The organism is Pseudoalteromonas sp. meg-B1 (assembly GCF_003173795.1).
Taxonomy (GTDB): Bacteria; Pseudomonadota; Gammaproteobacteria; order Enterobacterales; family Alteromonadaceae; genus Pseudoalteromonas; species Pseudoalteromonas undina.
In genome coordinates this window covers 187,715-204,557 of sequence record NZ_QGQU01000004.1, presented here as the reverse complement: position 1 = coordinate 204,557, position 16,843 = coordinate 187,715, and the positions used below count along the sequence as shown (strand labels likewise).

12 protein-coding genes are annotated in these 16,843 nt (G+C 39.5%); 3 read left to right on the top strand and 9 right to left on the bottom strand.

Features of this window, described 5'->3' with window-relative positions:
* Positions 1–60 precede the first annotated feature (60 nt).
* The 5 genes from DK924_RS15010 to DK924_RS14990 all read right to left on the bottom strand — a co-directional run bounded on the left by DK924_RS15010 (position 61) and on the right by DK924_RS14990 (position 6,651).
* The gene (locus DK924_RS15010) at positions 61–2,970 is read right to left on the bottom strand and encodes a PAS domain-containing hybrid sensor histidine kinase/response regulator (protein ID WP_109875562.1); all 2,910 of its coding nucleotides are present in this window, start codon (positions 2,968–2,970) and stop codon (positions 61–63) included.
* A complete protein-coding gene (locus DK924_RS15005) occupies positions 2,970–4,208 on the bottom strand; it encodes an ABC transporter substrate-binding protein (protein ID WP_055011691.1) in 1,239 nt (412 codons plus the stop codon). The genes DK924_RS15010 and DK924_RS15005 overlap by 1 nt, the downstream gene beginning before the upstream one ends.
* Positions 4,209–4,388: 180 nt before the next feature.
* A complete protein-coding gene (yghU, locus tag DK924_RS15000) occupies positions 4,389–5,231 on the bottom strand; it encodes a glutathione-dependent disulfide-bond oxidoreductase (protein WP_055011692.1) in 843 nt (280 codons plus the stop codon).
* 17 nt (positions 5,232–5,248) lie between these two features.
* Entirely contained in the window at positions 5,249–5,854 is a 606-nt protein-coding gene (locus tag DK924_RS14995) for a rhomboid family intramembrane serine protease (protein WP_054202093.1), read from the bottom strand.
* Positions 5,855–5,967: 113 nt separating this feature from the next.
* Positions 5,968–6,651, bottom strand: coding sequence for a type 1 glutamine amidotransferase domain-containing protein (locus DK924_RS14990; RefSeq protein WP_008108786.1), 684 nt, complete (start codon positions 6,649–6,651; stop codon positions 5,968–5,970).
* A gap of 154 nt (positions 6,652–6,805) precedes the next feature.
* Here DK924_RS14990 and DK924_RS14985 point away from each other — a divergent pair, with 154 nt between their 5' ends.
* Positions 6,806–7,726, top strand: coding sequence for a LysR family transcriptional regulator (locus DK924_RS14985; protein ID WP_010391235.1), 921 nt, complete (start codon positions 6,806–6,808; stop codon positions 7,724–7,726).
* Here the strand turns inward: DK924_RS14985 and DK924_RS14980 are convergent.
* From DK924_RS14980 to DK924_RS14965, 4 genes are all read right to left on the bottom strand, one after another.
* On the bottom strand, positions 7,706–8,455 hold the full coding sequence (locus DK924_RS14980) for a dienelactone hydrolase family protein (protein ID WP_054202094.1): 750 nt from the start codon (positions 8,453–8,455) through the stop codon (positions 7,706–7,708). The genes DK924_RS14985 and DK924_RS14980 overlap by 21 nt on opposite strands.
* A gap of 61 nt (positions 8,456–8,516) precedes the next feature.
* Positions 8,517–9,842 carry a glycerophosphodiester phosphodiesterase family protein gene (locus tag DK924_RS14975; RefSeq protein ID WP_055011696.1) on the bottom strand — a complete coding sequence of 442 codons (1,326 nt, stop codon included), beginning with the start codon at positions 9,840–9,842 and terminating at the stop codon, positions 8,517–8,519.
* A gap of 69 nt (positions 9,843–9,911) precedes the next feature.
* Complete coding sequence (locus DK924_RS14970) at positions 9,912–10,757, bottom strand: carboxylate/amino acid/amine transporter (protein WP_181388785.1); 846 nt, start codon at positions 10,755–10,757, stop codon at positions 9,912–9,914.
* A gap of 109 nt (positions 10,758–10,866) precedes the next feature.
* On the bottom strand, positions 10,867–13,002 hold the full coding sequence (locus tag DK924_RS14965; RefSeq protein WP_054202097.1) for a M3 family metallopeptidase: 2,136 nt from the start codon (positions 13,000–13,002) through the stop codon (positions 10,867–10,869).
* 289 nt (positions 13,003–13,291) lie between these two features.
* On the opposite strand from DK924_RS14965, the gene DK924_RS14960 reads away from it, so the two are divergent.
* Both DK924_RS14960 and DK924_RS14955 read left to right on the top strand, forming a co-directional pair.
* Positions 13,292–14,164, top strand: coding sequence for a mechanosensitive ion channel family protein (locus DK924_RS14960; protein ID WP_055011699.1), 873 nt, complete (start codon positions 13,292–13,294; stop codon positions 14,162–14,164).
* Between the two features lie 348 nt (positions 14,165–14,512).
* A complete protein-coding gene (locus DK924_RS14955; protein ID WP_054202099.1) occupies positions 14,513–16,801 on the top strand; it encodes a TonB-dependent receptor in 2,289 nt (762 codons plus the stop codon).
* Positions 16,802–16,843 lie beyond the last annotated feature (42 nt).

Sequence of the window (16,843 nt, the reverse complement as noted above, 5' to 3'; positions counted from 1 at the left end):
TACCGCTGTATAAGTACAAATATTTATATATATTAAGATGATATGGTTAACATATCTACTTTACTCATTGTTTTTAAGTTCATATGGCAACCACTTTAGAAGTTTTTTAAATAATATGTCTTGTGCAATGGGCTTAGAAATATAGTCGCTCATTCCAACCTGTAAGCACTTAGCTTCATCGCCCACCATAGCGTTTGCTGTCATAGCAATAATAGTAATTTGGGGATTTTTACTTCCAACTTCATTTACTCTTATATGGGTTGTGGCTTGGTAACCATCCATCACTGGCATTTGGCAATCCATTAAAATGAGTGAGTACGGGTTATGGGAAGTTGTTTGTTTTAAATATTCGAGCGCGTGCTGACCATTTTCTGCAATATCAATGCTATTAATTCCTATTTTTTTAAGCGTGGTAGAGGCGACGATTTGATTAATGTTGTTATCTTCAACTAGTAAAATACGAATGTTTTTGTCCCACACAATATCATCGCTCGACAAAGACTCAGTGTCAGATAAACCCTTAGTAATGAGGCTGTTATTACTTTGCTGTTTACCGCTAAAGCAGGTCGATAGCATCTTAAAAAGATTTTGTGTGATTATGGGCTTTGTAACAATGGCTGAAAACCGAGACGCTTGATATAAATCGCGCTGTTTATTTAGCTCACCCGTGGTCATTAAAACAACATGCGCAGCCATAAGATCTACTTCTTTATCAAGGGTTTTACTTAAGGTTAACGCATCGCCGTCACTTAGCTGCATATCAATCATAATTAAATCAAAACAAAGGTTTTGTTTTTCGATATATTGCTGACATGTTTTCACAGCCTGCTTTGCGGATGGGCTGATTACGGCTGTTGCTCCCCATTTAGTAAACTGCTTGTGTAAAATAGAAGATTGAGTTTGATTGCTGCACACAATTAAAATATTTAACGATGACATATCTACAGGGGGGAATACTTTTTGTGGGTTTTTACTGCGTTTTAGAACAACATTAAAGCTAAAGTTACTGCCCTTATTTTCTTTAGATTGTACCTGTATATCACCTTCCATTAGGTGGCATAACTTTTTAACAATCGCTAAGCCTAAGCCCGTGCCACCATATTTTCGTGTTGTTGAAGAGTCAACTTGAGAGAATGATTTAAATAGCTTGGCTTGTTGAGCTGCAGAAATACCAATTCCAGAGTCTATTACTTGGCAGCTAAAACGCATTTGATTGTTGTTAATCGGTCTGAGTTTAGCAATAACTTGCACTTCGCCTTCATGGGTAAATTTAAGCGCATTATTTACTAAGTTTGTTAAAATTTGTTTGAGGCGTCCGGCGTCACCAATGACAAAAGCGTATTCAAGATGCTCTATATCTAGCATTAACGGAATATTTTTACTGTGAGCATGAATTGCTATTGTTTCGATAAAATCGTCGAGCATGTTACAAAGGTTAAACTCCAATTCTTCAAGCTCAAGCTTACCGGCATCTACTTTTGAAAAGTCTAAAATATCGTTAATAATATTTAATAAGGAGTTTGCACTATTGAGTGCAATGCTTACCTGATGATGTTGTTTTTCATTTAATGAACTATCTAAAATCAAATTAAGCATGCCTAATACGCCATTCATAGGCGTGCGAATTTCATGACTCATTGCCGCTAAAAACTCGCTTTTAGCAATATTAGCCTGCTCAGCCGCCGCTTTTGCTTCAATTAATGATTGATTTGCTGCTTTTTGCTCAGTAATGTCAGTTACAGAGCCTGCCATTCTAATTGCTTTATTATGCTCATTGCGCAGTGCCATCCCTTTTACTGTAAAATAACGATAAGCGCCTGATTTAGTCTTTAATCTATAATCGAAATTGAAGGGGGTGTTGCTAATCAAGTGATTCGCTATTTGCTTTTTATGCTCGGTTATATCATCAGGGTGAAGTAATTTATAAAATCCATCAGTACAGTGAGGTAAAGCGTTTTTATCGTTTTCATCGTAGCCAAGCAATACATTAATACGGGGAGAAAAATATACTTCATTTTTAATAATATCCCAATCCCAAATGCCATCATTACTGCCTTTAACTGCCAGTTCGTAACGCGCTTCACTTTGCTTTATCGCTTCTTTTGAGGATTCTAAAAGCTTAAACGGGTTTAGTAGTAAGTGCCTGCCAAATAAAAACAGAAATAATGTCGATAAAGCCATGCTTGCAATAATTGATATAGCAATATCGATTATGAAGCGAGTGGTTTTAGCAGCAATTAAATTGGCAGTAATGTAGTAGTTTAATGTTATATCTGTATTGCCAATGAGGTTTTGGTTAATGCTGACATACTCGTCACCTTGATTTAAATTAGAATAATAAACCCATGGTCCTGCTAATGTCAGTCCATGTCTTTCACGGTCAAAGTCGGTCGGTAGTAACTGGGTCATTGGCGTATTAAATTGAACCATAAGCACGCCTTCAGTAAAGTTATTATATTTTATAGGCACCGCAATTGTGAATAAATCAGTATTGGTTGGCTTATTTAATATCACCGCCTTTTCTGTTTGCTCTTCAAGTAAGCTATTTATCCATGGTTGCTCAATTATACTCAGCTCGTTAAGCGAAGGGTCGTTACTAAAAACCACCTCTTTTAATACGTTTATAATCGTTATTTTTTCGGTGCTACCCATTATTTTATATTGAAAAAGGTAATCTTGGAGTAGCGCTTTTGAGGTGTCTGACCCCATTATGGCGTTAGATAAAATAGGTTGACGAGCAAGGTCATTAAGAATTTGTGTTCTTGTTTCTAAAAATAGTGTGAGGTAGCTGGTGGTGAGTTTAGATTCAATCTCAAGACTTTTACTTTGCAAATCATAGATAGCTGTATTTGCGCGATGGCCAACAAACAGTAAAGAAATAGTCACTGATAATATTAAGCTCAATACTAAAAAAGTATAAAAAGCATTATTTGTTGAGAGCTTAAATTTTTTATTTATTAATGCTCGCATTACTCAACATTGCCTATTGGGTTATTGATAATGTGTATTTTTCCATCTGGTTGATAATTTGCCATGCATAAATCGTCAAAACCAAGTGCTTCGTGGGCATCAATATTATTAGCTGACCACACAGCAAAAGGTCGTTGGTATTGTTTTATTAAGCCATTAACTGGCATGGTTAAGTTCTCAAGTGCATGTTTAATTTTTGCTCTGTTGTGCTCTGTATTATCTGTTAAAGTTATTTGTGATATGCCCTGTAACAATAGTTTTGTTAAGTCGTAGGCATGAATAAATCCAGCCGGAGAAATTAACTCAGTGGGTGCTACAGGGGTAGGCTTGAGAGATAAGCTTTGTGCTATAACATTTTTAGTTAAAGCGGTTTGCGGCGTTTTTAAAAATGAAAAACAGCTTTGTATAAAATGTAAGCTCAAGTTTGATTTTATAGCTTGTTCAACGTTGGCAAAAAAATCCCCACCCGTTATTCCCCAATGACTAACAATAGGAAGGCGTTCATTTTTGGCAAAACTTGCCATCGCATTTATAAATACAGCCCCCTCAATGGCATTTCCAACAAATAAAATACACTCTGCAGGTGTATTTTTTATTTGATGCAGCATTAATTTGGCGTTATTTATTTTTGTGTTCCAGTTAAACCATTTTACTTGTGGTTTTATATCACCAAAGGCCTTAAGCATGGTGTTGTTGTTTGATTTTCCCCATGGCGTGTCTTCTAAAAGTAAGAGCGGATTTTTGCAATTTAGAGTTTGCGTTGCAAATTGGGCCATTCTATAACCGGCTTTTGTATCATCTACCGAGAGCCTAAATACCCAGTTATCATCACTAGGGTATCGGGTAATAGGCCCTCCGGCAGCCCAAGGCAGTAGTAATAATAGTTTGTTTTTATTGATGAACTCTCTGTTTTTTATATAGGGCGGGGAGTGCAATCCACCAATAAAAACCAGTGCATTGGGGTCTTTTAGAAACTGCTGCATGTGCAATAAGCTGCGATTCGCATTACCTCGGTTGTCTTTTTCAATCAGTGTGAGCTGATAATCTTGCACGTTATTATTAATCTCTGCTAAAGCAGTCAGCACCCCCATCTTCATTGCATAGGCCGATTCGTAATGGTTTGAATAGTCTGAGTCATGGTAGAGCGTTAATGTTTTTACATCTTCGCTGCGTGCACTTAAAGGAAATGCTGCAATATGAAGTACACTTAAGAGGAGTACACAAACCAAAGATCGCATAATAAACTTTATGTTAGTAATTTTTATTAAAGTTAGTCTATTTTGGCGTGTTTTCCTGTTTTAAAAGGAAATTATTTAATTTTTTTATAAAAATATAAACCTGAAATATGATTCAATATTTTTTATTAATGGGCATAAAAAAGCCAGCTAAGCAGCTGGCTTATTGAACTGTTTTGACTTTTATTTAAAGTCTTGGGCGCTGTGGCGCTCTGCCATTTGTTCTTCTTCTGGGCCCCAAGTACGATTAACACGGCGGCCTCGTTTTACACCTGGGCGCACAGCTATTTGCTTAGCCCAACGAACCACATGGGTATAAGATGCAACATCTAAAAATTCAGCGGCATCATATAAGTCACCTAAAACCAGTGAGCCATACCACGGCCAAATAGCAATGTCGGCAATTGAATATTCACTGCCTGCCATGTATTCATTGTCACTTAAATGGCGGTTTAGTACATCAAGCTGGCGCTTAGTTTCCATGGTAAAACGGTCAATCGGGTATTGCATTTTGGTTGGCGCATAGCTGTAAAAGTGACCAAAGCCGCCACCTAAATAAGGCGCCGATCCCATTTGCCAAAACAGCCAATTACGACATTGTGTTTTAGCTTGAAAATCATTAGGAATAAGCGCATCAAACTTTTCGCCAAGGTATTGTAAAATAGCGCCTGATTCGAATACAGGGGTTGCTGGTGTTGTAGAGTGATCCATCAACGCAGGTATTTTTGAGTTTGGGTTTATATCAACAAAATCAGAGCCAAACTGGTCGCCTTCACCAATATTAATTAAATAAGCATCGTACTCAGCCTCAGTAATACCAAGCTCTAATAGCTCTTCAAACATAATACTGACTTTTTGCCCGTTGGGGGTCGCTAATGAGTAAAGCTGAAATGGATGTTTGCCAATAGGCAGTGTTTTATCGTGAGTTGCTCCTGCAATTGGGCGGTTAATGTTTGCAAATTTACCGCCACTTTCATTGTCCCATGTCCATACTTTTGCTGGGGTGTAGTCGTTGTTATCACTCATAAATAGCCTCTAATAGTTTAAACGTGCGTATTTGCTTTGCCCGTTGTTGCTTTTAATTTATCTGCTTTTGCTAATTTATACCCTAAAAAGAATCCACTTAGTGCGCCAAACAGATGGCTTTCAAACGAGATGTGCAACCGCTGTGGTAACACGCCCCAAATAAAGCCACTGTATAAAAAGGCCACCACCACGGCTATAAAAATAGATTTAAAAGAACGTCTTACAATGCCATAGCATAAAATAAATCCCCATAACCCATAAATAACGCCACTTAAGCCGACATGAATATTGCCACGAGCAAACATCCATACCAGTAATCCACCGACTAATGCGGTGAATATAAATACACTATAAAAACGCTTTACGCTGTATTGGCAAATTAACCAGCTTAAAACAATGAAGGGCAGCATATTACTAGCAAAATGCCACCAGCTACCGTGTAAAAAGGGAGCGCAAAGAATACCAATCAGCCCTTGAATGCTGCGTGGGTAAATACCTAAACCATTTAAACTAATGCCTGGCAGGCTATTAATTAGTTGCAACACAAAACAAATAGTCACAATGCTTATAATGGCAAAACGGGTGCTGCTAAGTAACGACAAGGTGGATGGTTTATTTTGCATACGGTGCCCTTATTTATATTAAGAGTGGCCAGTATAGGAATAGTGGTGAGTAATGAAAAGCAAATTAAAAAGCACAGCGATTAAACTGTGCTTTTTATACTGATTAATTGTAATTAACCAAGCTTGGTAAGTAATTTTTTAGCTGCTAGCTCAGAGCTTGCTGGGTTTTGACCGGTGATCACTAAACCGTCTTCAAGCGCAAGAACGCCCCAGTCGTCGGTTTTTTGATAGTCACCACCTTTTTTGATCAGCTCGTCTTCGACTAAAAATGGCACTACATCTGTTAATTGTACAGCGGCTTCTTCAGTGTTACTAAAGCCGGTAACTTTTTTACCCGCAACCAATGCATTGCCATCAGCATCTTTTGTATTTAAAAATGCGGCGCTCGCATGACACACTGCTGCCACTGGCTTTTGTAATTTTACAAAATCTTCGATGAGCGAGATTGAATCTGTGTTATCCACTAAATCCCATAATGGGCCATGGCCGCCTGGATAAAATACCGCATCAAAATCTGAAGCATTCAGTTCACTTAGTACTTTTGTGTTTGCCATTAATGCTTGCGCTGCACTGTCGTTGTCGTATCGCTTGGTTGCATCAGTCTGGAAGTCGGCTAATGTACTGGTTGGGTCGATTGGTGGTTGACCACCGTTTGGTGAAGCTAGAGTGATTTCTGCGCCAGCATCTACAAATGCATAATAAGGGGCGGCGAATTCTTCTACCCAAAAACCTGTTTTTTCACCGGTATTGCCTAAATCAGCGTGTGAAGTAAGTACCATTAGTATTTTCTTAGCCATTATTTTTTCCTTCTGATGATTTAAAATTGTAATCTTTGCTTAGCAATTACTATATGCACTAACCCAACCTTAAACAACGATGATAAATTTAACTTTATTGATTTAATAATTGATACAATCGGAGGGTTGAAGTTAAAAACGCACTGGAGCGTCCATGAAAGTCTCGTTTGAACAATTAAAAAGTATGGTGGTATTTGCACAAATAGTTGAGCAGGGCAGTTTAACTGCAGCGGCAAAGCAACTAGGGTTAACACGGGCGGTAGCCAGTTATCATTTAAAAAAGCTAGAAACGCAACTTGAAGTAACCTTACTTAATCGTTCAACACGGACCATGGCCCTTACTGAAGCCGGTATGGCTTACTATGAGCGTTGCCGAGTTATTACCGAGCAGGCTAATGCTGCCAATCAACAAATAGAAAATATAAAAAGTGAGCCCCAAGGATTATTAAAAATTAGTTGCCCGGTTAATGTGGGGATGCAATTAATAGTGCCTGCAATTAATACCTTTAAGCGCCAATACCCCAAAATTGATATAGATTTACAGCTAACTGATGATGTGGTGGATATTATTAAACACGGATTTGATTTTGCTATTAGGGGGGTTGCGCTGCGCGATTCAAACCTACAGGCAACCAAGTTAACCACTATGAGTACTTGTATTTGTGGCGCGCCTAATTATTTTGCACATTATGGTAAGCCCACTACGCCCGATGAATTAGCACAGCACCAATGGGTGGTTTATCAGTTAGGGAGCAAAATCTTGACCTTGCAAAAAGATGGTAAAAAAGTCGACATTACCATGCAAGGATCGCTCAGTACCAATAATGCCGCTGCACGGACTGCATTTGTAGAGGCAGGACATGGCATAGGGCGTATACCGCTATACGATGCATGGCCAAAAGTACAAGCGGGTTTACTGCAAATTATAATGGACGACTACAAAAGCAAAGATATTGAATTGTATGGAGTTTTCCCGCCAGGAGCGACGGGATCTAAAAAGTTACGTTTGTTTGTTGATTATTTAAAAGCGTACTTTGTAAAACAGCATACGGCATTAGGTATGCGTAAGGGCTAGCGCTCGGTTAAATAAGGCAACAGCTTGTTGATACATTGCTATGGCGAGAGCTGCATCGTAGCGCTCGCCTTCATCACGCATAAAGGCATGTTGCGCGTTAACTTCTTGCCATTGGTAATTTATGCCAGTAAGAACAGCTTGCTGGTATATTTTGTCTCGACCATCTTGTGGTACATGAGGGTCTTGTTTACCCCAAATAAAATGAATTTCACCGAGTATATCGGCCATGCGTTCAAATGAGTTATTACCGGGTTGTGCGGGCAGTGTATTACTGTGTATATCGGTGGCGTATAAACAAAACGCGGCTTTTATAAGTGGGTTTAAAGCGGCTCTGTAAGCTAAATGTCCACCAATACATACACCCATAGCTCCCACGTTTCCTGAACAATAACTTTGGCGTTTTACAAACTCGATAAGGCTTTGTGTGTCGCTATCATGATGCTCTAAAGGTTTAGCCCATTTATCGTTATTACCTTTATCTTTACCTTCATCATCATAAGCCAGCACAGTTCCGATAGGGTTAAGCTCATGAAACACTTCTGGTACAAGTACCACAAAACCATGACTGGCTAAAATAGCTGCACTGCGGGCAATAGGTGCCGTTTGCTGGAAAATTTCAGAATAAAAAATAATGGCAGGGTATTGCCCCGATGTTTGTGGGCGGTAAATAGTGGTTCGCATTAACCCTGTAGGCGTTGGTAAGTCAGCGTTATGGTGTTGAATGATCATAAAAGCGCTCAGTAAAATAAATATAATAGCTGAGCGCGGTCAAATAAACACGCCCTAAAGTTTAAATACTTGCAGGCATTTTATTGCAACTTGCGTAGTAGCTAACCGTAGCTGGCCAATCAGAAAATATACCGATTACACCAACCTCTTTTGCAAGTACATCAACCACGGCCATCATGTCACCATCGTTATCTATAACATCACTAATTGACTGGTAATAGTATCCGCCTCCATTATTCAGCGGCCCTGAACGTTCAAGACTCCATGCAATAATATTAAGCCCTGCGGCTTTAGCATCAATAGCGTACTGTGATGGCACGATATTACTTTCATTATCTATGGTTAATAGCATCCAAATGGGTGGAGCAATAATTTTAACACCGTCATTAAAAAGCGAAGCCATACTAGGTTGCCATGTGTCGGGGTTGTTAGGATCAAACCCTGCATCGCTATCTCGGCCATCTAAATAAACGCTTTGCGCTGCAAATTCAGGGTTAGTATTAATCCAATATTGTACGTCAGCTAAATTAAATGATTGCGGAAAAACACGCGAAGCGGGTACCTCCATTTGCGTGTATTCATCTAGCATTTTTTGTGCGTATTGCGTTTGGGTCATACCGTTAAAGGGCATACTCACTTGAGGTGATTTAAGCTCTGGGGTCATTTTTACTCCGAGCTGTTTAAATAGTGCAATACTTTGTTTGTGGGTCATGAGTGTACCTGAGGTGGCGTATAAGTCAGTGCGCCAACTTGGTGTACCTTTCATGTAATCGCTAACATTGGTGGCACTGGTGTTTGCGCCATCCATTTTACCCTCAAGGGTTAAAAACTCTGCCAAGCTAATATCACTGGTACAACATTTAGCTGAAGCAGGCGTGCCACTGTTAGAGTTTGCTGGAGTAAATGGCTCACTGCATTTAGCCGCAAGTTCTGGAATAGCTAAAATATTAGTGGTGGTGTGCAAGTCGCACTGAGAATGGCGGCATACTAGCTCTTTATCATTGGTAAAGGTGACATCGCATTCGACAATACCAGCGCCCATACGAGCAGCCGCTAAGTAAGACTCTTGTGTGTGCTCTGGGTATTGCATGGGGGCACCACGGTGACCAATTGAAAAATCAGTACGATAAAAAGGACCTTCTTTACACGATTCTAATTGTGTTTTTAGTGCGCTGTCAGCCATATCGTCAATTAAGTAGTCGGGGCGAGTACCTAGTTGCGTATTGGTGCCTTGAGCTACTTCAACAATAACCGGGGTAGGTACTTCAACAATTTCAACATCAGTGTTGGTAACAACCACTTCTTTTTCGACTATTTTTACATCGTCATCACAGCCAGCGAGTGAGCTTAATAATAAAAAAGTTGTTAGAAAAGGTATGCGCTTCATTATTTGTCCTTAAAAATAAAAGTGGACGCTACCTTACTAATTATTAATGACAATTTCACTACAGAGTGATTAATTTGTTGATTTAGCCATTATTTGGTTTACCACTAAGGCAGACAGCATCACTCCCGCGCCAATACTTAATCTAAGTAGGTCTGCGTCTCTATTCCAAATAAGCACATTAACAATAATACCGGCAGGAATAAGCAAGTTGTTCATCACCGCCAGCGCGCCAACATTAACAAGCGTCGCGCCTTTATTCCACATAAAGTAGCCTAAACCGGAGGCCACAATGCCTAAATAAATCAGTATGCCCCATTGAGTTGAGGTACTTGGTAATTTGTTAAGATCACCAAATAAGGCGTAACAGGCGCTTGCAACAATTAGTGCGCCAATAAAAAACCAACAAAATACGGTTTTATCATCGAGTTGTTTATTAAGCATTAATCGTTTGTAGGTTACTTGGCCGATAGCAAAACTAATATTAGCGCCTTGAACCAGTAGTAATCCGACTAAAAAGTTACTGTCTAAGTTTTCATAACGAATGGTAATAGCCCCTAACACGGCAATAAACGCGACGATAAAAAACTGCGGATTAAACTGTTTATTTAGCGCATCGTTTAAAAGCGTAATGTAAAGCGGGGTCATTACAGTAAATAACAGCACTTCTGGCACACTTAAAAACAAAAATGAGTGGTAATAAAAGCCATACATAACCCCCAGTTGCAGTGCGCCTATCAGCATGAGTTTAAACGCAAGTGGGGTAGGGATTTTCTTTAAAAAAGGCAAAAATACTAACGCTGCTAAAGCCACACGAATTAGCACACTAAACCACGCATCAACTTGGCCAGCTAAATACACACCAATTAAACTAAACGAAAACGCCCAAAGAAGGGTAACTGCAAATAAATAGCCCATAACACTCATCTTGTCTTAAGTAATGGTGTCAGTTTATCTGTTATATATTGTTCTATAAACAATAAAAGCCCGCAAGCGGGCTTTTATATCAGTTGATTAAAAATATTAATTAATCAACTAAACCACGGCGCTTAAGCAATGCATCAGTCGTTGGTTTTTGGCCTCTGAACTCAATGTAGCTTTGCATTAAGTCGCGGCTGTTACCTTTTGATAGGATCTCTTTACGGAACTTATCGCCATTTTCGCGCGTTAAGCCACCATTGTTTTCCATATGAGCAAAGGCATCAGCGGCAAATACTTCAGTCCATAGGTAAGCGTAGTAACCTGCTGAGTAACCACCTGCAAACGTATGGCTAAAGTAGTTTGATTTGTAACGAGGTGGCACAGGGTAGTAATCAATACCGTGTGCCTTTAACGCTTCACTTTCAAACTTTTGTACATCAGTTACTTTTTTGTCAGAACCAAATGAGTGCCATTCCATATCCAGTAGTGCTGCAGCTAAATATTCAGTGGTACCAAAACCTTGGTTGAACTTTTGCGACTCAAGTACTTTATCAAGTAGTGCTTGAGGAATTGGCTCACCTGTTTTGTAATGCTTAGCGTAGTTAGCTAATACACTTGGCTCAATCATCCAGTCTTCATGTGCTTGTGATGGAAATTCAACAAAATCACGCGCTGTAGCAGTACCTGCTAGGCTTGGGTATTTAACGTCAGAGAATAAACCGTGTGCTGCATGACCAAACTCATGGAACATAGTCGACACCTCGTCAAACGTCATTAACGTTGGCTCGCCTTCTGCTGGCTTTGGAATATTTTGTGCATTATAAATAACCGGTTTTGTGCCTTTTAAGCCGCTTTGGCTTACGTATGCACTCATCCATGCACCGCCACGTTTACCTTCACGTGCATATGGGTCCATGTAAAATAAGCCTATTGCGCTGCCATCAGCGTTAAATACTTCAAACGCCATGACGTCTTCGTGATAAAGCGGTAGGTCTTTACGCTCTTTGAATGTAATGCCGTAAAGTTTTTCCATTGCAAAGAATAAACCGTTATGAATAACCGATTGCATTTCAAAGTAAGGCTTAACTAAGGCTGGATCTAGGTCGTATTTTTCAGCACGCACTTTTTCTGCATAGAAAGACCAATCCCATGGTTTTAGTTCAAAACTTTCACCAGAATCGTTAATTACTTTTTGAATCGCTTTTGCTTCTGCTTGCGCTTTTTCAACTGCTTTTGGCGCTAGGTCATCTAAAATACCGTACACGTTATCAGTGGTTTGAGCCATGCGTGAAGTCATTACATACGAAGCCCAATCTTTAAAGCCTAACAGTTCTGCTTTTTGTGCACGTAGGTTAGTTTCTTTAATAATGATAGGGCCGTTGGTTTTAGCTGCACGGTTGGTTGATGCTTTAAAAATCTGCTCACGCAGTTCACGGTTTTCAAGGCTAGATAAAATAGGCTGTTGTGTGGTGTTCACTAGGGTGATCATGTAGCCATCTTTGCCTGCTTTTTTAGCAGCTGCTGCAAGACCTGCAATTTCACCTTCAGATAAACCAGCTAGCTTGCTTTTATCTGTTACTAAAATGACGTCTTCTTTAAACGATTTTAATACGTTTTGAGAAAACTCTGTTGATAACTTTGCAAGCTCAGCGTTAATTTCACGCATTTTTGCTTTTTCAGCATCGTTTAATTTAGCACCGGCTTTAACAAATTGTTTGTAGTAAAAATCAACAAGACGTTGATCTTCAGCGCTTAACTTATCTTTGTTGTCGTATACTGTTTGTACACGTTCGAATAATGCACCATTTAGGTAAATGTCATCAGAGTGTGCTGAGAACACAGGCGCCATTTTTTTATCAATGCGTTGGTACTCATCGTTAGAGATAAGACCTGATAAGTTGTAAAATGCAGCTGATGCGCGGTTTAATAGTTCACCAGCAAGTTCCATTTCTACCAAGGTATTTTCAAAAGTAGCTGGTTCTGGATTATTGGCAATTGCCAAAATTTCTGCATTATGTTGTGCAATACCTGCATCAAATGCAGCTTCGTATTCAGTGGTACCAAACTTATCAAACTCAGGAGCCATGTATTGCAATGGGCTTGGTTTAAATAATACATTGCTTGCGTTGATATCTTGCACTTGTGCTGTGCTTTGTTGTTTTGTTTCTTGGGTGCTTTCAGAAGAACAGGCAGATAATAAAAGTGCACTAGCAATCGTAGTGGCGATCAGTGTTTTACGCATAATAACTCCATAAAAAATAGTAGCCGAAATAGGCTTTTCGAGTCGAAAACCCAGTTAACTTACCAAATTTTGACTTATATACAACAAAGTTTATCGATTTAAAGCGGGATTTAAACGCAAATTAGGTGATAAAAACTCGGTATGTAAATAAAAAAGTAGAAAAATACAGCAATTATGCAATTAGCTTTAAGTTTGTTGCTGCGTATTTAAGCTAACCGCATGCTAAACTTGGGGTATTATTAGCGCATAAAAATAATCGTTTGTGTGCGACCTTATACATGGAAAATCAATGAACTTAGAACAAATTAATCACATTCTCGCCTTCGTATTGTTTAGCTACAACGACATTCACATTACCGTGGCAAAAGTAATTCAAGTACCCCTAATTTTGTTTACTATGTGGGTTGTGGTGACTCAGATTGGCAAGTTAATTAAAAAGTCATTACTTGCACGAAAAATGAGCCCAGATGCAGTGCATTTATTCACGCGTTTTTATTTCATTTTAAGTATTGCGATTTTACTTTTTACCTCCCTTGAGGTGCTTAACATTCCACTAACCGCATTTGCCTTTGTATCGGGTGCCATTGCCATCGGTGTGGGGTTCGGTGCACAAAATATTATTAATAACTTTATTAGTGGCTGGATATTAATGTGGGAGCGGCCAATCCGTATTGGTGACTTTTTAGAGGTTGGCACTGCAAAAGGGGTGGTTGAAACGATTAATACTCGCTCTACTCGTATTCGCAGGAACGACGGTGTTCATATGCTGATACCCAATAGCCAGTTATTAGAAAACACTGTAACCAACTGGACGCTTATTGACGGTAATGCGCGCTCATCTGTGAGCGTAGGCGTAGCTTATGGCTCTGATGTGTTATTAGTTAAAAAGTTAATTCAGCAAGTATTAGATGAGCATGAGGCAATACTGGCAACGCCTCAATCAACCGTATTGTTTGATGATTTTGCAGATAGCTCGCTAGTTTTTAATGCTATTTTTTGGGTCTGCGCTGAATCAGAAACTCGATTAAGACAAGTCCGCAGTGATATTCGTTTTAGGATTTATGAAGTGTTTGAACAACACGATGTGGTTATTGCATTCCCGCAGCGAGATCTTCATATTGATGGTGAAATTGTTCTTAAACGCTCATTAGTGAAAAAGTAGTATTTAAAAAAGTGTCGCGTTATTTCGCTATATTTTTTAACAACTCAATGTAAGGACATATGTCCGCTTTTTGGTTGTTTAGTTGCTAAAAGTACACTAAATGTCGGGATAGTGCGGTTAAGTGTTAAAAATAAGTTTATTTTTTAGTGTTCAATATGCGGTAAATATATTACAGCATGATATAATCTCGCGCATTCAGTCAGCCTTATTTATGCCGTTTTTGTACTCTCGGTAATAAGGTCCGCGCCGCATAGAGCAAGTCGCGAAAAATTGACTGAATCCGTAATTATTTAATTGCGCAACACATCAACCGTTGAACAAGAGTGCACTAAAAAGGTTAACCCCGACATGAAAGCAATGAAAAGATCTACGTTAGCAACCCTTATCAATGCAACGTTGTTCTCTGCCGTAGCAGGTACGTCAATTTCAGCCGTAGCTGCTGAGCAAGAAACTACTGCTAAGAAGAACCAACTAGAAGTTATTCAAGTTACTGCTCGTAAACGAGTAGAAAACGCTCAAGAAGTGCCTGTTGCTGTTTCAGCCCTGCAAGGCGATAGCTTAGATGCTTACAGCTCAGCTGGTATGGATATTCGTTTTATGAATGCGAAAATCCCAAGTTTATCTATTGAATCTTCATTTGGCCGTTCATTCCCACGCTTTTATGTACGTGGCCTTGGTAACACTGATTTCGATTTGAATGCTTCGCAACCAGTGTCGCTTGTGGTTGATGAAATTGTACAAGAAAACGCAATCTTAAAAGGTTTCCCTGTATTTGACGTAGCACGTGTTGAAGTGCTTCGTGGTCCTCAAGGTACATTATTTGGTCGTAATACACCGGCTGGTCTAGTTAAATTTGATACCGTAAAACCAAGTCAAGAATTTGAAGGCTATGGCTCTGTATCTTACGGTAGTCGTGGTGCTGTTGACTTTGAAGGTGCTGTTGGTGGTTCATTAACAGATCGTTTATCAACACGTGTTTCAGTACTTTGGCAAGATAAAGACGATTACATTGATAATCGTGCACCAGGTTTTGAGCAAAAAGATGCCTTAGGTGGTTACACTGAACAAGCAGCCCGTATTCAATTTTTATATGAAGGTGACGATTTCACTGGATTATTTAATTACCATGTTCGTGATTTAGATGGCTCTCCAATTGCCTTTCGTGCTAACACTATCAAACCTGGTACTAACGATTTAGTTGATGGTTTTGAAAATGACGTGGTGTATCACGATGCCGCATCTCGTGCGACGCAGCAAGTTGAATCGCAAGGTGCAAGCCTTAAGCTTGAGTGGGACTTAGCTAACCATACAGTAACGTCAATCTCTGGTTGGGAAAGTGCAGAAATTTACTCTCGTGCTGACATCGATGGCGGCTACGGTGGGTTCTCTATCAATGATGTTCCAGTTGCAATGGGCCCTGGTTTTATTCCTTTCTCTTCAGAAAGTGCTGATGGTATTCCAGATCAAGACCAATACACGCAAGAACTTCGCTTATCAAGCAACTTTGCCGGTGACGTAAATTACCAGGTGGGTGTTTTTTACTTCGACGAAGCATTAACGATTGAAAACTTTAGCTATGATACAGCCAATAATGGCGTATTAAACGGTTTTGTTAGTCAGCAGCAAGATACTAAAGCATGGGCTGTATTCGGCTCAGTTGATTACACCATTACTGATGACTTGAAAGTAACCGCGGGCCTTCGTTATTCAGACGATGAGAAAGAATTCTCAGCAAATCGTACGCTTAGCCCTGTAGGTGGTGCTGCTACTTACATTGAAAAAAATGTTAGCGATGATCACGTAAGCTGGGATTTATCAGCTAACTACAAAATCAACGATGACGTAAACTGGTATGGTCGTATTGCTAACAGTTTCCGTGCACCAAGTCTTCAGGGTCGTATCTTATTTGGTGATGAAGTAACCGTTGCTGATTCAGAAACTGTTACGTCATACGAGACAGGTATTAAATCTGATGTGTTAGATGGCCAAGGCCGCGTAAATGCAACCGTATTTTATTACACTATGGATGACCAACAGCTAACTGCTGTAGGTGGTGGTGCTAACTTTAACCGCCTATTAAATGCTGATAAAACAACTGGCTACGGTTTCGAAATTGATTCTGAGTGGGTGTTAACGGATGAACTAAATGCAACGTTTAATTTAAGCTACAACAAAACAGAGCTTAAAGACAAAGATTTAGCCGTTGCAGTGTGTGCACAGTGTACTGTTACTGATCCTACCTTCCAAGTACCAGGTGCATTTGGTCCTGAAGATCGTGCTATTTTAGATGGTAACAGCTTACCGCATGCACCAGAGTGGATCTCTAACATCACACTTCGTTACACTAAAGAACTCGCTGAAGGTGATTTCTTTGCTTACGCTGATGTGTCGTACCGCAGTGAAATTGACTTTTTCTTATATGAATCAGTTGAGTTTGAAGGTAAGCCACTAACTGAAGTTGGTCTACGTGCCGGTTATGCATGGGCGCAAGGCGACTACGAATATGAAGTATCAGCATTCGTGCGTAATATGTTTGACGAGCAGCAAGCAATTGGTGGTGTTGATTTTAACAACAATACAGCCATGGTTAACGAAGAGCGTTATATTGGCGCTGAATTTAAAGTTAACTTTTTCTAATCGATAAATTTAACGTTAAATTGTAATTATTGATAAAAGCCT